This window comes from Micromonospora sp. H33, assembly GCF_052068455.1.
Classification (GTDB): domain Bacteria; phylum Actinomycetota; class Actinomycetes; order Mycobacteriales; family Micromonosporaceae; genus Micromonospora.
On sequence record NZ_JBQHDE010000001.1, the window covers coordinates 139,983 to 159,825 of the forward strand.

General features: G+C 72.6%; 15 protein-coding genes. 7 read left to right on the forward strand and 8 right to left on the reverse strand.

The genetic code is table 11. From position 1 onward, the window contains the following. The first annotated feature begins 156 nt into the window (after positions 1–156). Positions 157–3,417 carry a S8 family serine peptidase gene (locus tag ACTMS0_RS00650; RefSeq protein ID WP_441153092.1) on the forward strand — a complete coding sequence of 1,087 codons (3,261 nt, stop codon included), beginning with the start codon at positions 157–159 and terminating at the stop codon, positions 3,415–3,417. 344 nt (positions 3,418–3,761) lie between these two features. Then, positions 3,762–6,992: a S8 family serine peptidase gene (locus ACTMS0_RS00655; RefSeq protein WP_441153093.1), complete on the forward strand. Its 3,231-nt coding sequence runs from the start codon at positions 3,762–3,764 to the stop codon at positions 6,990–6,992. 75 nt (positions 6,993–7,067) lie between these two features. Here ACTMS0_RS00655 and ACTMS0_RS00660 read toward each other — a convergent pair whose 3' ends face one another. Further along, on the reverse strand, positions 7,068–7,508 hold the full coding sequence (locus ACTMS0_RS00660) for a hypothetical protein (RefSeq protein ID WP_441153094.1): 441 nt from the start codon (positions 7,506–7,508) through the stop codon (positions 7,068–7,070). Positions 7,509–7,548: 40 nt separating this feature from the next. Then, on the reverse strand, positions 7,549–8,538 hold the full coding sequence (locus ACTMS0_RS00665; RefSeq protein WP_441153095.1) for a 4-hydroxy-3-methylbut-2-enyl diphosphate reductase: 990 nt from the start codon (positions 8,536–8,538) through the stop codon (positions 7,549–7,551). 390 nt (positions 8,539–8,928) lie between these two features. On the opposite strand from ACTMS0_RS00665, the gene xseA reads away from it, so the two are divergent. Beyond that, a complete protein-coding gene (gene xseA / locus ACTMS0_RS00670; RefSeq protein ID WP_441153970.1) occupies positions 8,929–10,095 on the forward strand; it encodes an exodeoxyribonuclease VII large subunit in 1,167 nt (388 codons plus the stop codon). An 81-nt stretch (positions 10,096–10,176) separates the two neighbouring features. Then, positions 10,177–10,392: an exodeoxyribonuclease VII small subunit gene (locus ACTMS0_RS00675; RefSeq protein WP_441153096.1), complete on the forward strand. Its 216-nt coding sequence runs from the start codon at positions 10,177–10,179 to the stop codon at positions 10,390–10,392. Positions 10,393–10,435: 43 nt separating this feature from the next. On the opposite strand, the gene ACTMS0_RS00680 is transcribed toward ACTMS0_RS00675, so the two are convergent. The 3 genes from ACTMS0_RS00680 to ACTMS0_RS00690 form a co-directional block, all read right to left on the reverse strand. After that, the gene (locus ACTMS0_RS00680) at positions 10,436–11,278 is read right to left on the reverse strand and encodes a hypothetical protein (RefSeq protein ID WP_441153097.1); all 843 of its coding nucleotides are present in this window, start codon (positions 11,276–11,278) and stop codon (positions 10,436–10,438) included. A 241-nt stretch (positions 11,279–11,519) separates the two neighbouring features. After that, positions 11,520–12,320, reverse strand: coding sequence for a hypothetical protein (locus tag ACTMS0_RS00685; protein WP_441153098.1), 801 nt, complete (start codon positions 12,318–12,320; stop codon positions 11,520–11,522). A gap of 103 nt (positions 12,321–12,423) precedes the next feature. Beyond that, positions 12,424–13,137, reverse strand: a complete 714-nt coding sequence (locus tag ACTMS0_RS00690; RefSeq protein ID WP_441153099.1) for a DUF4245 domain-containing protein — start codon at positions 13,135–13,137, stop codon at positions 12,424–12,426. 152 nt (positions 13,138–13,289) lie between these two features. Here ACTMS0_RS00690 and glpX point away from each other — a divergent pair, with 152 nt between their 5' ends. Further along, a complete protein-coding gene (gene glpX, locus ACTMS0_RS00695) occupies positions 13,290–14,315 on the forward strand; it encodes a class II fructose-bisphosphatase (RefSeq protein ID WP_441153100.1) in 1,026 nt (341 codons plus the stop codon). Further along, positions 14,312–15,268: a DMT family transporter gene (locus ACTMS0_RS00700; protein ID WP_441153101.1), complete on the forward strand. Its 957-nt coding sequence runs from the start codon at positions 14,312–14,314 to the stop codon at positions 15,266–15,268. Before glpX ends, ACTMS0_RS00700 begins: the two co-directional genes overlap by 4 nt. A gap of 45 nt (positions 15,269–15,313) precedes the next feature. On the opposite strand, the gene ACTMS0_RS00705 is transcribed toward ACTMS0_RS00700, so the two are convergent. Further along, positions 15,314–16,246, reverse strand: a complete 933-nt coding sequence (locus ACTMS0_RS00705; RefSeq protein ID WP_441153102.1) for an NAD-dependent epimerase/dehydratase family protein — start codon at positions 16,244–16,246, stop codon at positions 15,314–15,316. A gap of 142 nt (positions 16,247–16,388) precedes the next feature. Between ACTMS0_RS00705 and ACTMS0_RS00710 the strand changes: the two genes are divergently transcribed. Further along, positions 16,389–17,081: a TetR/AcrR family transcriptional regulator gene (locus ACTMS0_RS00710; RefSeq protein WP_441153103.1), complete on the forward strand. Its 693-nt coding sequence runs from the start codon at positions 16,389–16,391 to the stop codon at positions 17,079–17,081. A gap of 21 nt (positions 17,082–17,102) precedes the next feature. Here the strand turns inward: ACTMS0_RS00710 and ACTMS0_RS00715 are convergent, their stop codons facing one another. Both ACTMS0_RS00715 and ACTMS0_RS00720 read right to left on the reverse strand, forming a co-directional pair. Further along, positions 17,103–18,701 carry a hypothetical protein gene (locus ACTMS0_RS00715; RefSeq protein ID WP_441153104.1) on the reverse strand — a complete coding sequence of 533 codons (1,599 nt, stop codon included), beginning with the start codon at positions 18,699–18,701 and terminating at the stop codon, positions 17,103–17,105. 64 nt (positions 18,702–18,765) lie between these two features. After that, on the reverse strand, positions 18,766–19,734 hold the full coding sequence (locus ACTMS0_RS00720) for an NAD(P)/FAD-dependent oxidoreductase (protein WP_441153971.1): 969 nt from the start codon (positions 19,732–19,734) through the stop codon (positions 18,766–18,768). Between the last annotated feature and the right edge of the window lie 109 nt (positions 19,735–19,843).

A 19,843-nucleotide genomic window follows, 5' to 3' on the forward strand; every position in this document is an offset into this window, starting at 1 on the left:
CCTCACCGGGCGGTGGATGTGACAATGCGTGTCCGCGCATGTCACGAGATGGTCACAACGAACTCGCCGGTAGTGACACCGGACATCGATACCGCGAAGGATTTCGCTCACGCGTGCCCTGCATCTGAGGGCCCTGTTCTCTGGAGGAAAGAGAACGTGAGCAAACCCCGAAACCTGAGCCGGCGTACCTCCGCCGCGCTCTTCGCGTCGGTCCTGGCCGCGAGTGCCGTGACCGTCGCGGGCGGTGCCGCCACCGCGAGCGCCGCACCCGCCACACCCAGCACCGCACCGGCCACCCCCGTCGAGGCGCTGGGTGCCCACGACGCCAAGCTGCTCGCCGAGGCGGAGGCGAAGAAGGCCCCGACCGTCACCCTGATCGTCGCAACCGAGAAGGGCCAGGCGAAGGACGTCGCCGACGACCTGAAGGGGCTCGGCGCGGCAGTCACCGAACGGTACGACACCATCGGCTACGTCCTGGCTAAGGTGCCCACCGACAAGGTGGTCAAGGCCGCCACGCTGCCCGGCGTCTCGGCGGTCGACCTTGACGAGAAGATCCAGCTCCCGGACCCGAAGCCGGAGGCCGCGCCGTCGGGCCAGAAGGCGGCCCGGCAGGGTGAGACGCTGAGCGGTCCGGGTGCCGACACCCGCGCCGCCAACCCGTACATGCCGACCAACGAGACCGGCGCGGTGGGGTTCGTCGACGAGCACCCGGAGTGGGACGGCCGCGGCGTCACCATCGGCATCATGGACTCCGGCGTGGACCTGGAGCACCCGGCGCTGCAGACGACCACGACCGGTGAGCGGAAGATCGTCGACTGGGTGACCGCAACCGACCCGTTCGAGGACGCCACCTGGCGCGCAATGATCACCGAGGTCGCCGGCCCGTCGTTCAGCGCGGCCGGTGCGACCTGGACCGCCCCGGCGGGCACCTACCGGTTCAACCGCTTCAGCGAGTCCGTCACCAACAACAGCGAGCCGGGCGGTGACGTCAACCGCGACGGCGACAAGACCGACGCCTTCGGCATCCTCTTCGACCCGACCACCAACAATGTCCGGGTCGACACGGACCAGGACAACGACTTCACCGACGAGGCCGTCATGCGGCCGTACAAGGAGAAGTTCGACATCGGCTACTTCGGCACCGACAACCCGGCGACGCCGGTCAGGGAGCGGATGCCGTTCGTGGTCGAGTACCGCAAGGGCGTGGACACCGCCCCGGTCGGCGGCCCCGGCCTGGTCGACTACGTCAACATCGGCATCATCGAGAGCGCGCACGGCACCCACGTCGCCGGCATCACCGCCGCCAACGACATGCTGGGCAACGACGCGTTCGACGGCGCGGCCCCCGGCGCCAAGATCGTCTCCGCCCGGGCCTGCTCGTGGGGCGGCGGCTGCACGTTCGCCGCCCTCACCACCGGCATGGCCGACCTGGTGATCAACCGCCGGGTCGACGTCATCAACATGTCGATCGGTGGCCTGCCGGCGCTGAACGACGGCAACAACGCCCGCGCCGAGCTGTACAACAACCTGATCACCACCTACGGCGTGCAGATGTTCATCTCCGCCGGCAACAGTGGCCCCGGCGTCAACACCATCGGCGACCCGTCCGTCTCGTCCAACGTGGTCAGCGTTGCCGCCAGCGTCAGCAAGGACACCTGGCTGGCGAACTACGGCTCGGTGGTGAAGAAGAAGAACGCGCTGTTCAACTTCTCCTCCCGGGGCCCGCGCGAGGACGGCGGCGCCAAGCCGAACGTCGCCGCGCCGGGCTCGGCCATCTCCACCACCCCGGTCTGGCAGGCCGGCGGCCCGGTCCCCGAGGCCGGCTACGCCCTCCCGCCGGGCTACGGGATGTTCAACGGCACCTCGATGGCCTCCCCGCAGGCCGCCGGCGCCGCCGCGCTGCTGCTGTCGGCCGCCAAGGCGACCGACAAGGGCATCACGCCGGCCATGCTGCGGCGGGCGATCTACAGCTCCGCCAAGCCGATCGACGGCGTCCCGACGTACGCCCAGGGCTACGGAATGTTCGACGTGCGGGGTGCCTGGAAGCTGCTGCGCAAGGGTGTGGAGACCCGCTCCTACACCTCCGACGCCCCGGTCTGCACGGTGCTCTCCGGCCAGCTCGCCACCCCGAACCGGGGCACCGGCGTCTACAACCGCTGCGGCTCCGCCGACGGCGGCCACAAGGTCGGGCAGTCGAAGACCTACCAGGTCAAGCTGACCCGCACCAGCGGCCCGGCCGGCAACATCAAGCACAACGTCGGCCTGCGCGGCAACAACGGCACCTTCTCGGCACCGAAGACCGTCACGCTGCCGCTGAACAAGACCGTCACCATCACCGTCACCGCCAAGCCGAAGGCCGTGGGGGCGCACGGCACGATCGTGACGGTCGACGACCCGGCGACCACCGGGATCGACTTCGAGGTCTCCGCCGTGGTGGTGGTCTCGAACGACGTCCGGAAGCCGGCCTTCTCCTACTCCGCCGAGGGCTCGGTGGACCGGAACAGCTCCACGTCGTACTTCCTGACGGTGCCGCCGGGTGCCGGTGCGCTGCAGGTGAACCTGTCCGGCATCGCCACCGGCTCGCAGACCCGGTTCATCGCCTTCAACCCGTACGGCGTTCCGGTGGAGAGCACCTCCAGCCTGGCCTGCTACACCAACTTCGCCAGCACCTGCAACGCATACGAGCGGGACTACCAGAACCCGATCCCCGGGGTCTGGGAGATCGAGGTGGAGTCGCGGCGTACCTCGCCGTCGCTGAACAACCCGTACCAGATCCAGGCGCGGGTCCAGGGTGTGAAGGTCGAGCCGGCCGTGGTCGAGCTGCCGGCGGTCAACGCCGGTGAGGCGGCCCCGGTCACCTGGGATCTGACCAACACGTTCGGCCCGGTCACGGTGACCGGCCAGGGCGGCCCGCTCTCCAGCGTCCACGCGGAGCGGCCGACCATCACCGAACACACCACCCAGGAGTTCACCGTCGAGGTGCCGGCGGGCGCGACCAGCTTCACCGCCCGGATCGGCAACCCGGCCAACGCCGCCGCCGACCTCGACCTGTTCGTCTTCCGGGGCACCACCGAGGTCGGCCGGGCCGCGGACGGCGACTCGGAGGAGGCGGTGACCATCACCAACCCGGTGGCGGGCACCTACCGGGTGGTCGTTGACGGGTACGCGGTCGACGGGGCCGGTGGCAGCACCGCCTACGACTACCGGGACTCGTTCTCGGCCCCGGCGCTCGGCACCCTGTCGGCGTCGACCACCCCGCTCACCCTGGCGCACGGCGCCACCGGTTCCCTCACGGGTTCGGTGACCGCCCAGTCCACCCCGGCCGCCGGCCGGGCGCTCTACGGTGAGCTGGCCGTGGTGACGTCGGAGGGCGCGGTCGTCGGCCGCGGCGCGGTCTCCATCGGCGCGGTGAACTGACCTTCCGTAGTACCCGCAGGAGCCCGTCCCCGTCCGGGGGCGGGCTCCTGCCGTAGGGCCGGCCAACGTGGCCGCGCCAGCGACGGGACCCGCGCCGCAGGCATGTCCACACTGGTCACCGTCCGTCCGGGCCGCCGCAATCAACCGATCGACGCATCGTTATAGCCGGTTGTCGTTGCCGTGGAGCAAGCATTCGGGTCACTGTTACTGCGGCGCTGGTCACACGTAACGCCAGCGTCACAGCCGTCGCTGGAGGAGTGGCGGCGTGAGCTGGCTCACGGCCGTCACTGGGCATGCCCCTGCAACCCCCAGGGCCCCCTTTGCTCTCCCCCGGAGGAAGAGACGTGAAGATCCCCCACAGTCGGCGCGGCCGCACCACCGCCGCGCTCCTGGCGTCGGCGGTCACCGCCGGCGCCCTGGCCCTGACCGCGGTGGCCAACCCGGCCACGGCCGGCCAGCCCACCGATGCCGGCGTGCTGAAAGCCGCCTCCGCCGGCTGGAGCCCCACCGACCTGGAGCGCCTGGCGGAGGCCAGGACCAAGGGCGACAAGACAGTCACCGTGCTCGTCGCCGCGAAGGCCGGCGAGGCGCGGACCGTCGCCGACGGTCTCGCCGGTCTCGGCGCGCAGATCGGCTACCGCGACGACGACCTCGGGTACCTGCGGGCGCGCGTCGCGATCGACCGCGCCGAGCGCGTCGCCACGCTGGCGGGCGTGCAGACGGCGGAGGTCGACGCGGTCGTCGAGCTGCCCGACCCACGGCCGGACGGCGCCGAGGCGCCCGCGCCGCAGCCCGCCCCGGGTGCCGGCACGTCCACCGACAACCCGTACATGCCGATCCGCGACACCGGCGCGGCGAGCTTCACGGCGGCGAACCCCACCCGGGACGGCCGCGGGGCGACCGTGGCGATCGTCGACACGGGCGTCGACCTCGCCCACCCGGCGCTCCAGAAGACCACCACCGGACAGCGCAAGATCGTCGACTGGGTCACCGCGACGCACCCGACCGACGACGGTGACCCCACCTGGGTCAGCATGGCCACGAACGTCTCGGGTTCGACCTTCACCGCGGGCGGGCGGAGCTGGACCGCCCCCGGTACCGGGTCATACCGCTTCGGCACCTTCGACGAGCGCAACCCCAACCTGGGCGGCGAGCTCGGCAACGACGTCAACCGCGACGGCAACCCGGCGGGCAGCAGCGGCGTCTTCGGCGTGCTGTGGGACGGCGAATCCACGGTCTGGGTCGACACCGACCAGGACGGCTCGTTCGCCGACCAGACGGCGATGACCGACTACAAGGTTCGCAACGACGTGGGCACCTTCGGCACCGACAACCCGGCGACCGCCGTGGCCGAGTCGATGCCGTTCGTGGTGCAGGTCGACGGCAAGGGCAAGTTCGTCAACATCGGCATCGTCTCCGGTGCCCACGGCTCGCACGTGGCGGGCATCGTGGCCGCCAACGGCATGTTCGGCGGCGCGATGACCGGTGCCGCTCCCGGCGCCGAGCTGATCTCGGTCCGCGTTTGCCTCTTCGTGGCCGGCTGCACCTCGCACGCCATGATCGAGGGCATGATCTACGCGGCCAAGCAGGCCGACGTGGACGTCATCAACATGTCGATCGGTGGGCTCCCCGCCCTCAACGACGGCAACAACACCCGCGCCGCGCTCTACAACCGTCTGATCGAGCAGTACGGCGTGCAGATGTTCTTCTCCGCCGGCAACAGCGGGCCCGGCACCAACACCGTCGGCGACCCGTCCGTGGCCGAGAACGTCGTCAGCGTCGGCTCCTACATCACCGACGACACCTGGCTGTCGAACTACGGCTCGAAGTCCCCGTACGCGGAGAGCCTGCACTACTACAGCTCGCGCGGCCCGCGTGAGGACGGCGGATTCAAGCCGAACCTGATCGCTCCGGGTTCGGCGATCTCGACCGTGCCGACCTGGCAGCTCGGCGGGCCGGTCCCCGGCACGTACGCGCTGCCGCCGGGGTACGCCATGTTCAACGGCACCTCGATGGCCGCTCCGCAGGCCGCCGGGGCCGGTGCGCTGCTCGTCGGCGCCGCCAAGGCGGACGGCGTCCAGACGCAGCCGGCGCAGCTCCGCCAGGCCCTCATGTCTTCGGCACGGTTCATCGACAACACCGGGACGTACGAGCAGGGCGCCGGCCTGATCGACGTGCCGGCCGCGTACGACCTGCTGCGCGCCAACATCAAGACGGTGGACATCACCTCGGCCGTGGCGGTCAACACCGTCCTGTCCGGATTCCTCGCCAAGCCGGGCGTGGGTGTCGGCATCTACGACCGCGAGGGTGTGACGGTCGGCAAGGCCTACACCCGCACCTACACCTTCACCCGCACCAGCGGCGGGTCGAAGACGATCGCCTACAACCTGTCCTGGGTGGGCAACGACGGCACGTTCTCCTCGCCGTCGTCGATCTCGCTGCCGCTGAACAAGCCGGTCACCCTGACGGTCCAGGTCAACCCGGCGAGTCCGGGCGCCCACTCGGCGGTCCTGCGGCTCGACGACCCGGCCACCACCGGCATCGACCACCAGACGATGAACACGGTCATCGCCCCGTACACCTTCGAGGCGTCGGCCAACTACCAGGTGAGCATCGAGGGCAAGGTCGGGCGCAACCAGTCCCTGCACTACTTCGTCCGGGTGCCGGCCGGCACCCCGGCGCTGAAGGTGGACTTCGCCGGCCCGACCGGTGCGGCGGGCACGGGCCAGGCCCGCTTCCTCCGCTACCACCCGTACGGCCTGGCGGTCGACAACAACGCGTCGACCTCGTGCTACGTCCCGGCCGCCGGCGCCTGCGCCACCGGCTCGCCGAACAGCCGCACGGCGTCGGACCCGATGGCCGGGGTCTGGGAGATCACGGTCGACGCGCGGCGCACGTCGGACGCCGAGTTGACGCCGTTCACGCTGACCGCCTCGGTCCTCGGGGCGACCGTCACGCCGAACCCCGACGTCATCGCGTCGGCGACGGCGAACGCGCCGGTGTCCCGGTCGTACACGCTGACCAGCACGCTCGGCTCGTTCACCGGGCGAGCCACCGGCACCACACTGGGCAGCGCCCGGCAGGGCCCGTTCACCATCGCCGACCAGCAGGTGCAGGAGTACGACCTGACGGTCACCCCGGGCTCGACCCAGCTTCGGGCGACCATCGGCGGCACCTCCGACCCGGGCGCCGACCTCGACCTGTTCCTGTTCAACTGCACGTCGGGCACCTGCGTGGCGGCCGGGCAGAGCGCGGACGGCGACTCGGAGGAGTCGGTGACCGTGAACAACCCGGCGGCGGGTGCCTGGAAGGTGCGGGTCGACGGCTACGCGGTTCCGTCCGGCTCGACGTCGTACAAGTACGTCGACGTCTTCACCAACCCCGCCTTCGGCTCGGTGGCGGTGACGGACGCCGACGCCCCGCGGGCCAGCGGCGCCACGTGGACGGTGCCGGGCACGGTCACGGCGAAGCTCGCTCCGACGAGCGGCCGGGTGCTCTACGGCAACATCCAGGTCCGCACCGACACGAACATCCTGATCGGTAGCGGCGACGTGGTGGTCCAGTCGGTCGGCTGACAACCCCCGCACGACGCGGAGGCCCGCTCCCCCCACGGGGAGCGGGCCTCCTGCGTCAATGCGTTGACGGGCCGGTCAGCCCTTGCGGGCCGCGGTCTCCACCAGGAACGGGATGCCCTGCTGGCAGGTGGTCATCAGGTCGGGCTGGATCTTGCCGGTCACCGTCACGGTCGCGCCGGCGGCGATCACGTCCCGCGGCCCGCCGATCAGCAGATACCCGTCGAGCAGCAGGCAGCCGGGCTCGACACCGGACTCGACCGTCCCGGTCAACGTGGCGGCCCCGACCGGCGGGGGCTTGGTCGGCCCGCCCGGTCGCTTGGGGCTCACGGTGGGCACCGGAACCGTCGTCGGGGCCGGATCGGCCGGAGTGGCGCCGGGGGTCGTCGGGTCGGGCGGGGTGGTCACCGGGGCTGCTCCCGTCGGGGTCGGGGTGCCGTCGCCCGTGCCCTGGCCGCCGCAGGCGCCGAGCGCCAGGCAGACGGCGAGCGCCGGGAGGGCGAGCCGAGAAGTCCTCATACCGGTCTCTGACGCACCGGCGACCGCCGGCGTTCCACGGTCAGCCCTGTGCCGCCGCGGCGGCCTTCATTTCCCGCTTGAGCTCCTGCGGCAGCGAGAAGGTCAGCCGCTCGTTGGCGGTCACGACCTCCTCGACGTCGGCGAAGCCGCGCGCGGCGAGGTGGGCCAGCACGTCCTGGACCAGCTCCTCGGGGACGCTGGCGCCCGAAGTCAGGCCGACCGTCGTCGCGCCCTCCAGCCACGCGTCGTCGATCTCGTCGGCGAAGTCGACCAGGTGACCGGCGCGGGCGCCGGCGTCGAGGGCCACCTCGACCAAGCGGACCGAGTTGGACGAGTTCTTCGAGCCGACGACGATCACGACGTCGCAGTCCGGCGCGATCTCCTTGACCACGTACTGCCGGTTGCTGGTGGCGTAGCAGATGTCGTCGCTCGGCGGGGACTGGAGCATCGGCAGCCGCTTCTTCAGGCGGGCCACCGTCTCCATCGTCTCGTCCACCGACAGGGTGGTCTGCGAGAGCCACACGACCTTGTTCGGGTCGCGGACGGTGATCCGGTCGGCGCCCTCGGGCCCGTCGACCAACTGGATGTGCTCGGGGGCCTCGCCAGAGGTGCCGATGACCTCCTCGTGCCCCTCGTGGCCGATCAGCAGGATGTCGTAGTCCTCGGCGGCGAACCGCTTCGCCTCCTGGTGCACCTTCGTGACCAGCGGGCACGTCGCGTCGATCGCCTTCAGCGAGCGCGCCTTCGCCTGCTCGTACACCTCGGGGGCGACGCCGTGCGCGGAGAAGATGACGGTGGCGCCCTCCGGCACCTCCTCGTTCTCCTCCACGAAGATCGCGCCCTGGGCCTCCAGCGTGCGCACCACGTGCTTGTTGTGCACGATCTGCTTGCGCACGTAGATCGGCGCGCCGTAGAGCTTGAGCGCCTCCTCGACGGTCTGCACCGCCCGGTCGACGCCCGCGCAGTAGCCGCGGGGCTTCGCCAGGATCACGCGCTTGCCGGTCCGGGACGTCGCTTCAACCTCAGTCACCCGCCCATCGTACGTGCCGGCTTCTCCACCGGCAGCGGCTGCGACCCGTACCACAGCCGCGGCACGCGCCTGGCAGAATGGGCGGACCGGCAGCGCGCAGGGCCACCGCAGCCCATTTTTCCGGGCACGAGAGGACGCGCGCATGGTCATCCAGAAGTCCCCCGACGCAATCGAGCTGATGGCCCGGGCCGGTGCGGTCCTGACCACCCTTCCCCTCGCCGCTGACGCCTAATCCCGTTGATCATGAGGTTGGCGGCAGTCGCGGAGATCGACACCGCCGTCAACCTCATGATCAACGCAGGCGGGGGCGGGGCGGGGAACTAGGGTGGGCGCGTGAGTACGGGAGCCGAGATTCCGCGGAGCAGCTCCGAGGAGCCGTGGCCGGTCCGGGTGGTCAGCCAGAAGATCGGCGCCTGGATCGCCCGGCTGGGCTGGGTGTGGGTGGACGGGCAGGTCGCGCAGATCAGCCGCCGGCCCGGCGCCAGCACCGTCTTCCTCACGCTGCGCGACCCGTCCGCCGACCTCAGCCTGACCGTCACCACCAATCGGGACGTGCTGGACTCCGGCGCGCCGGAGCTGCACGAGGGCGCCCGCGTGGTGCTGCACGCCAAGCCCGAGTTCTACGCGGCCCGGGGCACGCTGAGCCTGCGCGCCGACGAGATCCGCCAGGTGGGGCTCGGGGAGCTGCTGGCCCGACTGGAGAAGCTGAAGAAGCTGCTGGCCGCCGAGGGGCTCTTCGACCGGGCGCGCAAGCGCCGCCCGCCGTTCCTGCCCAACCGGATCGGACTGATCACCGGGCGGGCGAGCGCCGCCGAGCGGGACGTGCTCACCAACGCCCGCCGGCGCTGGCCGGCGGTGGCGTTCCGCACGGTCAACGTGGCGGTGCAGGGGCCGAGCGCCGTGCCGCAGATCGTCGACGCGCTCAAGGTGCTGGACGCCGACCCGAGCATCGACGTGATCGTCATCGCCCGGGGCGGTGGCGGCATCGAGGACCTGCTGCCCTTCTCCGACGAGGCGCTGTGCCGGGCGGTGTTCGCCTGCCGGACGCCGGTTGTCAGCGCGATCGGCCACGAGACCGACACGCCGCTGCTCGACTACGTCGCCGACGTCCGCGCCTCCACGCCGACCGACGCGGCCAAGCGGGTGGTTCCCGACCTCGCCGAGGAGGTACGCCTCATCGGGCAGGCCCGGTCCCGGCTCGAGCGGGCGGTACGCAACCTGGTCGACCGGGAGTCGCACCGCCTCGACCTGTTCCGGTCGCGGCCGGTGCTGGCCCGGCCGCAGGTGATGGTCGACCAGCGCGCGACCGACGTGACCGGGCTGCGCCAGCGTGCGCTCCGCTGCCTCGACCACCGGCTGGCCGCCGCCGACGACGATCTGCGGCACACGCTGGCCCGCCTGCGTGCCCTCTCCCCGGCCGCCACCCTCGACCGCGGGTACGCCATCGTGCAGCGCACCGACGGCCACGTCGTCCGCGCGGCGTCCGAGGTCGCCAAGGGCGATCCGCTGCGGGTACGCCTCGCCGACGGTGAACTGGCCGCGACGGTGGACGGCTGACCGACGAGGACGGAGGAGCCGGCCGGCGACATCCGGTGGCGGTCGGCGGAGGTGTCCGCCCGGTGTGGTGGGATGGGGCCGATGACGGACGAGACGAAGGACGAGCGGCTCAGCTACGAGCAGGCCCGCGCCGAGCTGGCGTCGGTGGTCGAGCGACTGGAGGCCGGCGGCACCACGCTGGAGGAGTCGCTCGCGCTCTGGGAGCGCGGTGAGAAGCTGGCCGGGATCTGCCAGGCATGGTTGGACGGCGCCCGCGCCCGGCTCGACGCCGCCCGCCAGGCGCCCGGGGACTCCTGACCGGCGTGCGGCGGGGCGGCCGGAAGCCGCCCCGCACCGCCCGTCACCTGAAGAGGTTGTAGAACTCGGCGGGCGCCTCGACCACCTGGCCGGCCGGCGGCTGCTGCGCCGGCGTGGCGCTGCCGTAGTCGGAGTAGGTGATCCGGATCTCCTGCGCGGCCGACTGGCCGGCGGCCGGGATCTGGAGGACCAGTTCACTCAGCCGGCCCTGCGGGTCCAGCTTGGCGGTGAAGGGCACGGTCCGCGCCTGCGGACCGAGCGCCGTGATCACGGCGGGGTCGACCGACCCGGCGTCCGCGGCCTTCGACACGTCCAGCGTGCCGGCGTACGCGCCCTCGCCGGTCTTCCGTACCTCGGTGACGCCCTGGGTGAGCACCGCGCTGCCGGCCGGGTCGACCTGGTCGAAGTCGAAGCCCAGGTTCCGGTTCCCCTGGATCCGGGTCTGGTCGAGGTGCTGGTACTTGCCGAGGTTGAGCTTCTGCACGCCGGGCACGCTGCTGGCGGTACGGCCGCCCAGGTCCAGCTTCACCCAGCTGTCCGGCTTGATGTGGATCAGATCGAGGGTCATCGACAGGTCGTCGGTCGGCTTGCCGAGCACCACCTTCATCTGCGCGCTCTGGCTGGGCTCGTGCACCTGCCCCTCGGCGGTGGAGCCGCCGCCGGACATGGTGAAGCGGAAGTTGCCGTTGCTGATCTCCCGCGTCGAGTCCAGCAGTGCCTGCTTGGCGTCCCCGGGGACGCCGGTCGCGGGCGCCGAGCCGGACGCGGTGGTCGTCGGGGTGGCGGACGAGCCGGCCTGCGGGGTGCCGTCGGCGTTGCAGGCGGCGAGACCGGGTGCGAACAACGCGGCGGCCACCAGGCCGGCGCTCAGGCGTCGAACAGTCATCGTGTCTCCCAGGTGGGTCACCCGGCACGCCTCTCGGCGGCCGGTACCGGGCGGCGCGCGCCACCATCGGCCGCGCCGCGCGAGCCACGTCCGGCTGCCGGAGCCGGTCAGGTCGCACCCCTGTCTGTTCCCTGCTGTCGCGTCACGCAATCACCGGTGTCTCCGGATCGCCCGGACGGACGACCCGGCCGGAGAACGCGACGAGGGGCGGCCGCAGCCGCCCCTCGTACGCCGGACCGTCCTACTGGAACATCTGGTAGGTCTCGTCGCTGGCCTCGATGACCTGGTCCGCCGGCGGCTTCTGGGCCGCGCTGGCCGAGCCGTAGTCGGCGTAGGTGACCTTCATGTCGTGCGCCTTGGACTCACCGGCGGCCGGCACGGAGATCACCAGCTCGGTCAGCCGGCCTTCCGCGTCCAGCTTCGCGGTGAAGGGAAGCGCCTTGGCCTTGTCGCCCAGGGCCTTGACCAGGTCGGCGTCCAGGGCGTCCGCGTCGCTGACGGCGGAGGCGTCCAGCTTGCCGGAGTACGCGCCCTCACCGGTCTTCTGGACGTCGGTGATGGCCTTGACCAGCGCGTCCGCGCCGGCCGGGTCGACGTCCTCCTCCAGGTTGATGCCGAGCGAGTCCGAGTCCTTGACCTTGGACTGGTCGAGGTGCTGGTACTTGTCCTTCATCTTCGCCAGGGCGGGCACGCTGTCGGCCAGGGCGCCGAAGTCGGCCTTCACCCAGCTCTCCGGCGCGATGTGGATCAGGTCCATGTTGAAGGAGTTGCCGGAGCCGTCGTCGAACTTGATCTTCATCGTGGCGCTGTTGCTGGGCTTGTGCACCAGGCCCTCACCGGTCAGCCCGTCCCCGGCGATCGTGAAGGTGAAGTTGCCCTTCTCGATCTCCTTGGTCGAGGCGCGGAGCGCCTCCTTCGGGTCGGCCGGCACGGCCTGGCTGGCGGCGGCGGTCGGCTCAGTGGAGCCGGAGTTGCAGGCGGCCAGGCCGGGGACGAACAGGGTGGCGGCGAGGACGCCGACGCTCCACCGTCGAATGTTCACAGGCTTCTCTCTTCGAAACAGGACGTCACCCGGCGTGACGAATCCCGCCGGGTATCGAGCCGGGGCAGACTAGCCGATCCCGCCGACACGTGGGGGGCGCGGCTCAGCCCAGCGACCCGGCCAGCGCCCGCAGCTCGTTGTCCCGCGCGTCACCGACGACGATCACCGTACGGGCCGGTTCCAGCAGCACCAGCGCCTGCTCGTTGCCCCGGGCCGTGTACCGCTGCCAGGTGCGCCCCCCGAGGTCGGTCTGCCCCTGGGGCTGGCCCTGGTCGGTCAGCTCGGCGGGCAGCAGCCGCTCCGCCGGCACGTTGCTCTGCACCACCTGGGCGCCCCGCCCCTCCGGCGTCAGGTAACCCAGGCGCAGCGTCGCCCCGCCCTCGACCGTCCGGAAGGAGGCGTTGACCGTGCGCCACCCCTCACCCAGGCCCTCCGGCTGGCTGACCGGGAAGGCGTTCGCCGCCCGCGCCGAGTCGAGCGCGGGCGCCGGGTCGACCACGGTGGGCTGGTCGCCGCCGAGGAAGCCCCGGTAGAAGGCCAGCAGCAGGGCGATGGGGATCAGGAGCACGAGCAGCGAGATCGCCATGTCCTTCGGCGAGCGGTCCGAGCGACGCGCGTCGGCGGCGGGTGGCGGGGCCGGAAGCTCGCCGGTCTCCGCCGCCCCCGTCGTGGGCGACGTCGCCGGGCCGCCGGCGGGCTCGACCAGGGCCGGCTCCCCCGGGGGTACGGATCCGGCGGGCGTGGGGTCGACCGGCGGCCGGCCCTCCGGCGGGGTCCGGTCGGCGGGTACGCGGTCGGCAGGCTGTGCGGGTTCCACCCCGACATCTTCGCAGCCGCCCGACGAGACGTATCCGACCCATCACCGCCCCGCCACCACACGGCACCCGCGATCGTGTGAGGATCAGCCACAAAGCCGGCAGCGGCGACACCCTGCCGGTCCACCCCGCACCGTCGCGAGGAGGAGCCGTCATGACGAACACGCGGACCCCACAGAACCTCGACCGCAACCTCGCCCTCGACCTGGTCCGGGTCACCGAGGCCGCGGCGATGGCCGCCGGCCGCTGGGTCGGCCGGGGCGACAAGGAGGGCGGCGACGGGGCCGCCGTCGACGCCATGCGCAAGCTGATCAACTCGATCCCGATGCGTGGCGTCGTGGTGATCGGCGAGGGCGAGAAGGACAACGCTCCGATGCTCTTCAACGGCGAGGAGGTCGGTGACGGCACCGGCCCGGAGGTCGACGTCGCGGTCGACCCGATCGACGGCACCACACTGATGAGCAAGGGCATGCCGAACGCCCTGGCCGTGCTGGCGGTGGCCGAGCGCGGGGCGATGTTCGACCCCAGCGCCGTCTTCTACATGGAGAAGCTCGCGGTCGGCCCGGCCTACGCCGATGTGGTGGACATCAACGCCGGCGTCGCGGACAACCTGCGGCGCATCGCCAAGGTCAAGGGCACGGACGTGTCCGAGGTCACCGTCTGCGTCCTGGACCGGCCCCGCCACGACGACCTCGTCGCCAAGATCCGGCGCACCGGGGCGGGCATCCGCTTCATCTCCGACGGTGACATCGCGGGCGCCATCGCCGCCGCCCGGGGCGAGTCCGACGTCGACGTGCTGATGGGCATCGGCGGCACGCCCGAGGGGATCACCGCCGCCTGCGCGCTCAAGTGCATGGGCGGCGTGATGCAGGCCAAGCTGTGGCCGCGGGACGACGAGGAGCGGGAGAAGGCCCTCGCGGCCGGGCACGACCTGGACCGGGTGCTCAGCACCGACGACCTGGTGACCGGCGACAACTGCTTCTTCGTCGCCACCGGGGTCACCTCGGGTGACCTGCTGCGCGGCGTGCGGTACAAGGCCGGCGGCGCGTACACCCAGTCGATCGTGATGCGGTCCAAGAGCGGCACGATCCGGGTCATCGACTCGTACCACCGGCTGGAGAAGCTGGCGCTGTACTCGGCGGTGGACTTCGACGGCCGCCCCCTGGCCGAGCAGGAGTGAGCGCCGCCGGGACTCTGGTCCGGCCGACCCCGTTGGCGGCCCGCCGGATCACCGGCGTGGGCCTCGCGACCGCCTGCGGGGTCGCCGTGGCCGTGCAGTCCCGGATCAACGGCGAGTTGGGCGTACGCCTGGCCGACGGGATCGCCGCGGCGGTGGTCTCCTTCGGCGTGGGCCTGCTGGTGCTGCTGGCGCTGGTCCCCGCCACCCCGCGCGGGCGGCGGGGCCTGGCCGCCCTGCGCGGGGCGCTCGCGGCCGGGACGCTGCGTCCGTGGCAGTGCCTCGGTGGGGTGTGCGGGGCGTTCCTGGTGGCGACGCAGGGTCTCACGATCGGCACCCTCGGCGTCGCCGTGTTCACCGTGGCGGTGGTCGCCGGCCAGTCCGGCAGCAGCCTCGCGGTCGACCGGGCCGGCCTCGGCCCGACCGGGCGGCAGCCGGTGACGCCCCGGCGCCTGGCCGGGGCGGTGCTCACCGTGGTCGCGGTCGTGCTGGCGGTCGGCGACCGGCTCGGCGACCCGGGCGCCCTGGCGCTGGCCCTGCTACCGCTGCTCGCCGGCGTGGGAATCGCCTGGCAGCAGGCGGTCAACGGGCGGGTCAGCCGGGCGGCCGGCAGCGCGCTGACCGCCACGCTGGTCAACTTCGCCGTCGGCACGCTGGCCCTGCTGGCCGTGTTCGCGGTCGACGTGGCGGTCCGCGGCCGTCCCGCCGGCGGGCTGCCCGCCGAGCCGTGGCTCTACGTCGGCGGCCCGATCGGGGTGGTCTTCATCGCGGTCGCCGCCGCCATCGTCCGCTTCACGGGGGTCCTGCTGCTCGGTCTGGCCACCATCGCCGGCCAGGTGGTCGGTGCGGTCGCGGTGGACCTGATCCTGCCGACCGCGGCCTCGCACCCGGGCCCGACCACCCTGCTCGGCGCGGCGCTGACCCTGGTCGCCGTCCTCATCGCCGCCAAACGGTAAGGAAGGGCCCCTTCTTAACGCCTCGCGTTGTGGAAGGGACCCTTCCTAACGCTTGACGACGCTCGCCCGCAGCGCGCCGAGGGTCTCGGCGAGCGCCTCGTCGAGCGGGGTCGGCGTGATGCCGAACGTCCGCTCGGCGGCCGTCGAGTCCATCACGTACGGGCGATCGAACTGGTACGCCGTCTCCCGCAGCTCACGGGCGAACGGGTTGACCAGTCCGCCCAGCCAGACCGCCGCGTACGGCAGGCGGGTCAGCCTCGGTGCGCGTACGCCGGCCAGGGCCGCGGCACGGGTGGTCAGCTCCCGCACGGTGACCGCGGGCGGGCTCGGTACGTGCCACGCGCGTCCCCAGGCCCGCTCGTCCGTGGCGGCGGCGACGACGGTGCGGGCCACGTCCCCCACGTAGGTGAACGTGTGCGGCACGTCGAGGTCGGCCGGTACGACCACCCGGCGGCCGGCGAGCACGCTCGGCAGCATCATCGTGGTGAGGGAGGTGGTGCCGGCTCCGAGGTAGTCCGAGCCGCGCACCTCGGTCACCCGCACCCGGCCCGCCTCGTGCGCGGCCAGCGCGTCGGTCCACATGCGGTTGCGTACCCGTCCCTTGGTGCCGGTCGCCGCCAGCCGGGTGGTTTCGGTCATCGGGCCGTCGACCGGGCCGTACCCGTAGAGGTTGCCGACCGTGGCGAGCACGGCGCCGCTGTGCTCGGCGGCGGTGAGCAGGGCGGTGGCGAGCGGCGGCCAGTCGATCGGCCACCGGTGGTACGCGGGGTTCGCGCAGTTGTAGAGGGCGACGGCGCCCGTGGTCAGGGTGGTGAGGCGGTGGGCGTCGGTGGCGTCGGCGGCGACCCGCTCGACGGCCGGGTGCTCGGGGCCGGCGCCCCGGCGGCTCACCACCCGCACCCGCTCACCCCGCTCGGCGAGCAGGCGGGCGGTGGCGGTGCCGACGGGTCCGGCGCCGACGATCACATGGAGCGACATCAGGGGTCACCTTTCGAATCGGGGATCCGTTCCGAGAGCACTGCTCTCGGCAACGCGTCCAGCATGACCCATCCGGCAGCGCCACGTCAAGAGCAGTGCTCTCGGTTTTGATTGGCGCTCTCACACGTGGCAGAGTGGGCCCATGGCCGCCAACACCTTCCGTGCCCGGGTGCGCGCCGGGATGATCGAGGAGATCAAGGCCGTCGCCCGCCGCCACCTGGCCACTGACGGGGCGAACCTGTCGCTGCGCGCGGTCGCCCGGGACCTCGGCATGGTCTCGTCCGCGATCTACCGCTACTTCCCCAGCCGCGACGACCTGCTCACCGCGCTCATCCTGGAGGCGTACGACGCCCTCGGCGACGCGGTGGAGGCGGCGGACGCCGCCGTCGACCGGACCGACCTGCGCGGCCGCTGGCACGCGGCGTGCCGGGCGGCCCGGGGCTGGGCGCTCGCCCACCCGGCCGAGTACGCGCTGCTCTACGGCAGCCCGGTCCCCGGCTACGCGGCGCCCGACGCCACGGTCGAGCCGGCCCAGCGGCCCCCGGTGACGCTGGTCGGCATCCTGCGGGACGGGCTGGCCGCCGGGCAGCTCACTCCGCCACCGGCCGACGAGCTGCCCGAGCCGGTCCGCGCCGACCTGGCCGACATCGCGGCGGCGTACTTCCCGGGGCTGCCGGAGGCGCTGCTCGCCCGGGGCATGGCCGGCTGGACACAGCTCTTCGGCCTGATCAGCTTCGAACTGTTCGGCCGGATCAACCGCACGCTGCCGCACCGGGACGAGTACTTCGACCACCAGACCGCCCTGATGGCCGACCTGATCGGCCTGCCGCGCTGAGCCCAGCCGGACGTCCCCTCCTCAGGCCGGCACGGGCGGGTACGGCGGATCCCCCTGCCGTGCCTGCGCCGGATCGGCCAACCGGGCCGCCCGGCGAGCCAGCCACAGGCCCGGCAGGGTGGCGAGTACCGCCAGCACCACGGCGGTCCACGTCCGAGGCGGTACGGCGAACAGCCAGCCCGTCAGCGGCAGGCCGGCCAGCAGCACCGTGACCAGGAACGCCCGGAAGACCTCGCCCCACCATCCGTCCCAGGCCCGGCCACGGGTGGCGGCCACGATCAGCATGCCGCCCGCCGTCAGCGCACCCAGCGGCAGCACCAGCAGCACGACAGTCCCGGGCAGGACCAGTTCGTTGGAGCGGTCCCAGATGCCGGCGAGCAGGAAGGCCGCGGTCGCCCCGGCCACCACCGCCACCGCACCCCAGAGTCCGCTGCCGCCGGAACGCACCACCGCGAGATGGGCGGCCACGGCCAGCACCCCGAGGCCCAGCGTCAACGCCAGGACGACGACGAGCAGGTTGTCGCTGCCCCGCTGGGTCGGGTCGCTCGCGCCGAGAGCAGGCAGTTCATCGTCGTCGCGCCCGACGAACTCGTCGCGGCCGCCGAGGTCGAGCCATCCGGCACGCTCCCACCGGCCGTCCGGATGCCGGACAACGAAACCGTCCCGACCGTTGGCGACGACCACACCGTGCCCGTCACCCGGTGTGGTGAACACGACCAGTTCCCGCGCGGAGAAGTGCTGGCCCACATCCCCGGGTTCGGTGTACCGGCGGGCCAACGGCTCGCGCTGCGCGTCCGAGATCTCCCACCCCGTCCGCCACGACCGGCCGCCGTCGTCGCTCTCCTCCACCCGGAGATGGCCGGCCACCACCCGGTAGCACCGGTCACCTGCCGGCGTGCACCCGCGCTGGCGCGGGGTCGTGGCGGCACCCGTCAGGCGCGCACCCTCACTCACCGAGGCCGGGCGCCAGGTGCCGCCCGCATCGTCGCTGACCCACCACTGCGCTTCGGCCGCCGTCTCGGGCCAGAAGCCGGAGGATCCGCTCCCCGTCGCGATCGCGGGCCGACCATCCACCGTCGACGTTCCCACGGCGTAGGGGAAGTTGGCCACCGCGCTGGTGGCGGCGACCGCCAGCAGCGCCGACGGCAGCAGGACGACCAGCCGCACCAGGCGGACCGTACGCACCTGGGCCGGGTGGCGCCGGGCCCGGGACCAGCTCCACGCCGACAGGACGAGGGCCGGCAGCGTGAGCAGGTCGGTACGGTCGGCCCGGACCACGGACGGCCCGGCGAGGGCGGTCCACCCCGCGGAGGCCACCTCGGCGGCGTACCCGCTGGACTTGACGACCGCGAAGCCGGCGCCGACCGACACCAGCCCGACCACGACGGCGGTGTGCACCGGCAGCCGGGGCACCGCCAGCGTGAGCAGCACCGCGACCAGCGGCGGCGCGAGCACCAGGCCGGCGACGTCGCTGAGCTTGCCGGTCAACGGCCCCGGGAACGCCGCCTTGAGCACGTGGTCGTTGACCACGAGGACGACCAGCGCGAGAACCGTCGCCGGATGACCCAGCCAGGCGAGGGCGACGGAGGCGCCGTCACGCGGCGGTACGCGGGCGTCCATCGCCGTACGGTCGCAGTGGCGGGTCTCGTTCCGGCCACGACCCGACGAAGATCAGGTCCCGGGATCAGGTGCCGTCGGAGGAATGCCCGGGGAAGAGGTGGGCGGACGGGTCGATCACCACGGCCGCGTTGTTCACCGCCGTGGCGGCCTCGCCGAAGCCGGTGGCGATCAGGCGGACCTTGCCCGGGTACTCGGTGATGTCGCCCGCGGCGAACACCCGGGGCAGGTTGGTGGCCATCGTGCTGTCGACCACGACGTGCCGGCGGTCCAGCCGCAGCCCCCACTCGGCCAGCGGGCCGAGGTCGGCGGTGAAACCGAGCGCCGCGACGACGGTGTCGACCGGCAGCAGCTCCGCCGCGCCGCCCCGGACGGTGACCTCGGCACCGGTCACCGTGCCGTCGCCGTGCAGTTTCGTCACCTCGGCGTTCACCACCACCCGCACCGGCAGGCCGAGCACGCGGGCGACGGTGGCGGCGTGCGCCCGGAACTTCTCCCGGCGGTGGACGAGGGTCACCGAGCGGGCCAGCGGCTGGAGGGTCAGCGCCCAGTCGAAGGCGGAGTCGCCGCCGCCGACGATGAGGACGTCCCGGTCGGCGAGGTCGGCCGGCTGCGGCACGAAGTAGACGATGCCGTCGCCGACGAACTGCTCCGCGACCGGCAGCGGGCGGGGCGTGAAGCTGCCCAGGCCACCGGTGATCAGCACGGCTCCGCAGGCCAGCTGCTCGCCCCCGGCGAGACCGAGCACCGGCCGGTCGTCGGCGTACGAGAGCTTCTCCGCCCGGGTGCCGAGCAGGTAGAGCGGATCGAAGGGGGCGGCCTGGGCGACCAGGTTGGCCACCAGGTCCCGCCCCTTGATCGCCGGGAACCCGGCGACGTCGAGGATCAGCTTCTCCGGGTACATCGCGGTGATCTGGCCGCCGGGCTCCGGCAGCGCGTCGATCACCGCGACCGAGAGCCCGCGGAACCCGGCGTAGTACGCCGCGAAGAGGCCGGTGGGCCCGGCTCCGATCACCGCGACATCGACCTCGCGCATGGCGTACCGTCGCTTTCCGCTCACGGATCAACGGGTGCTGATCTTTGACGGTAGAGGCGGTGCGCCGGTCAGGCAAGGGTCTCCCACGGGTGTCGCACGACCGGCGCCG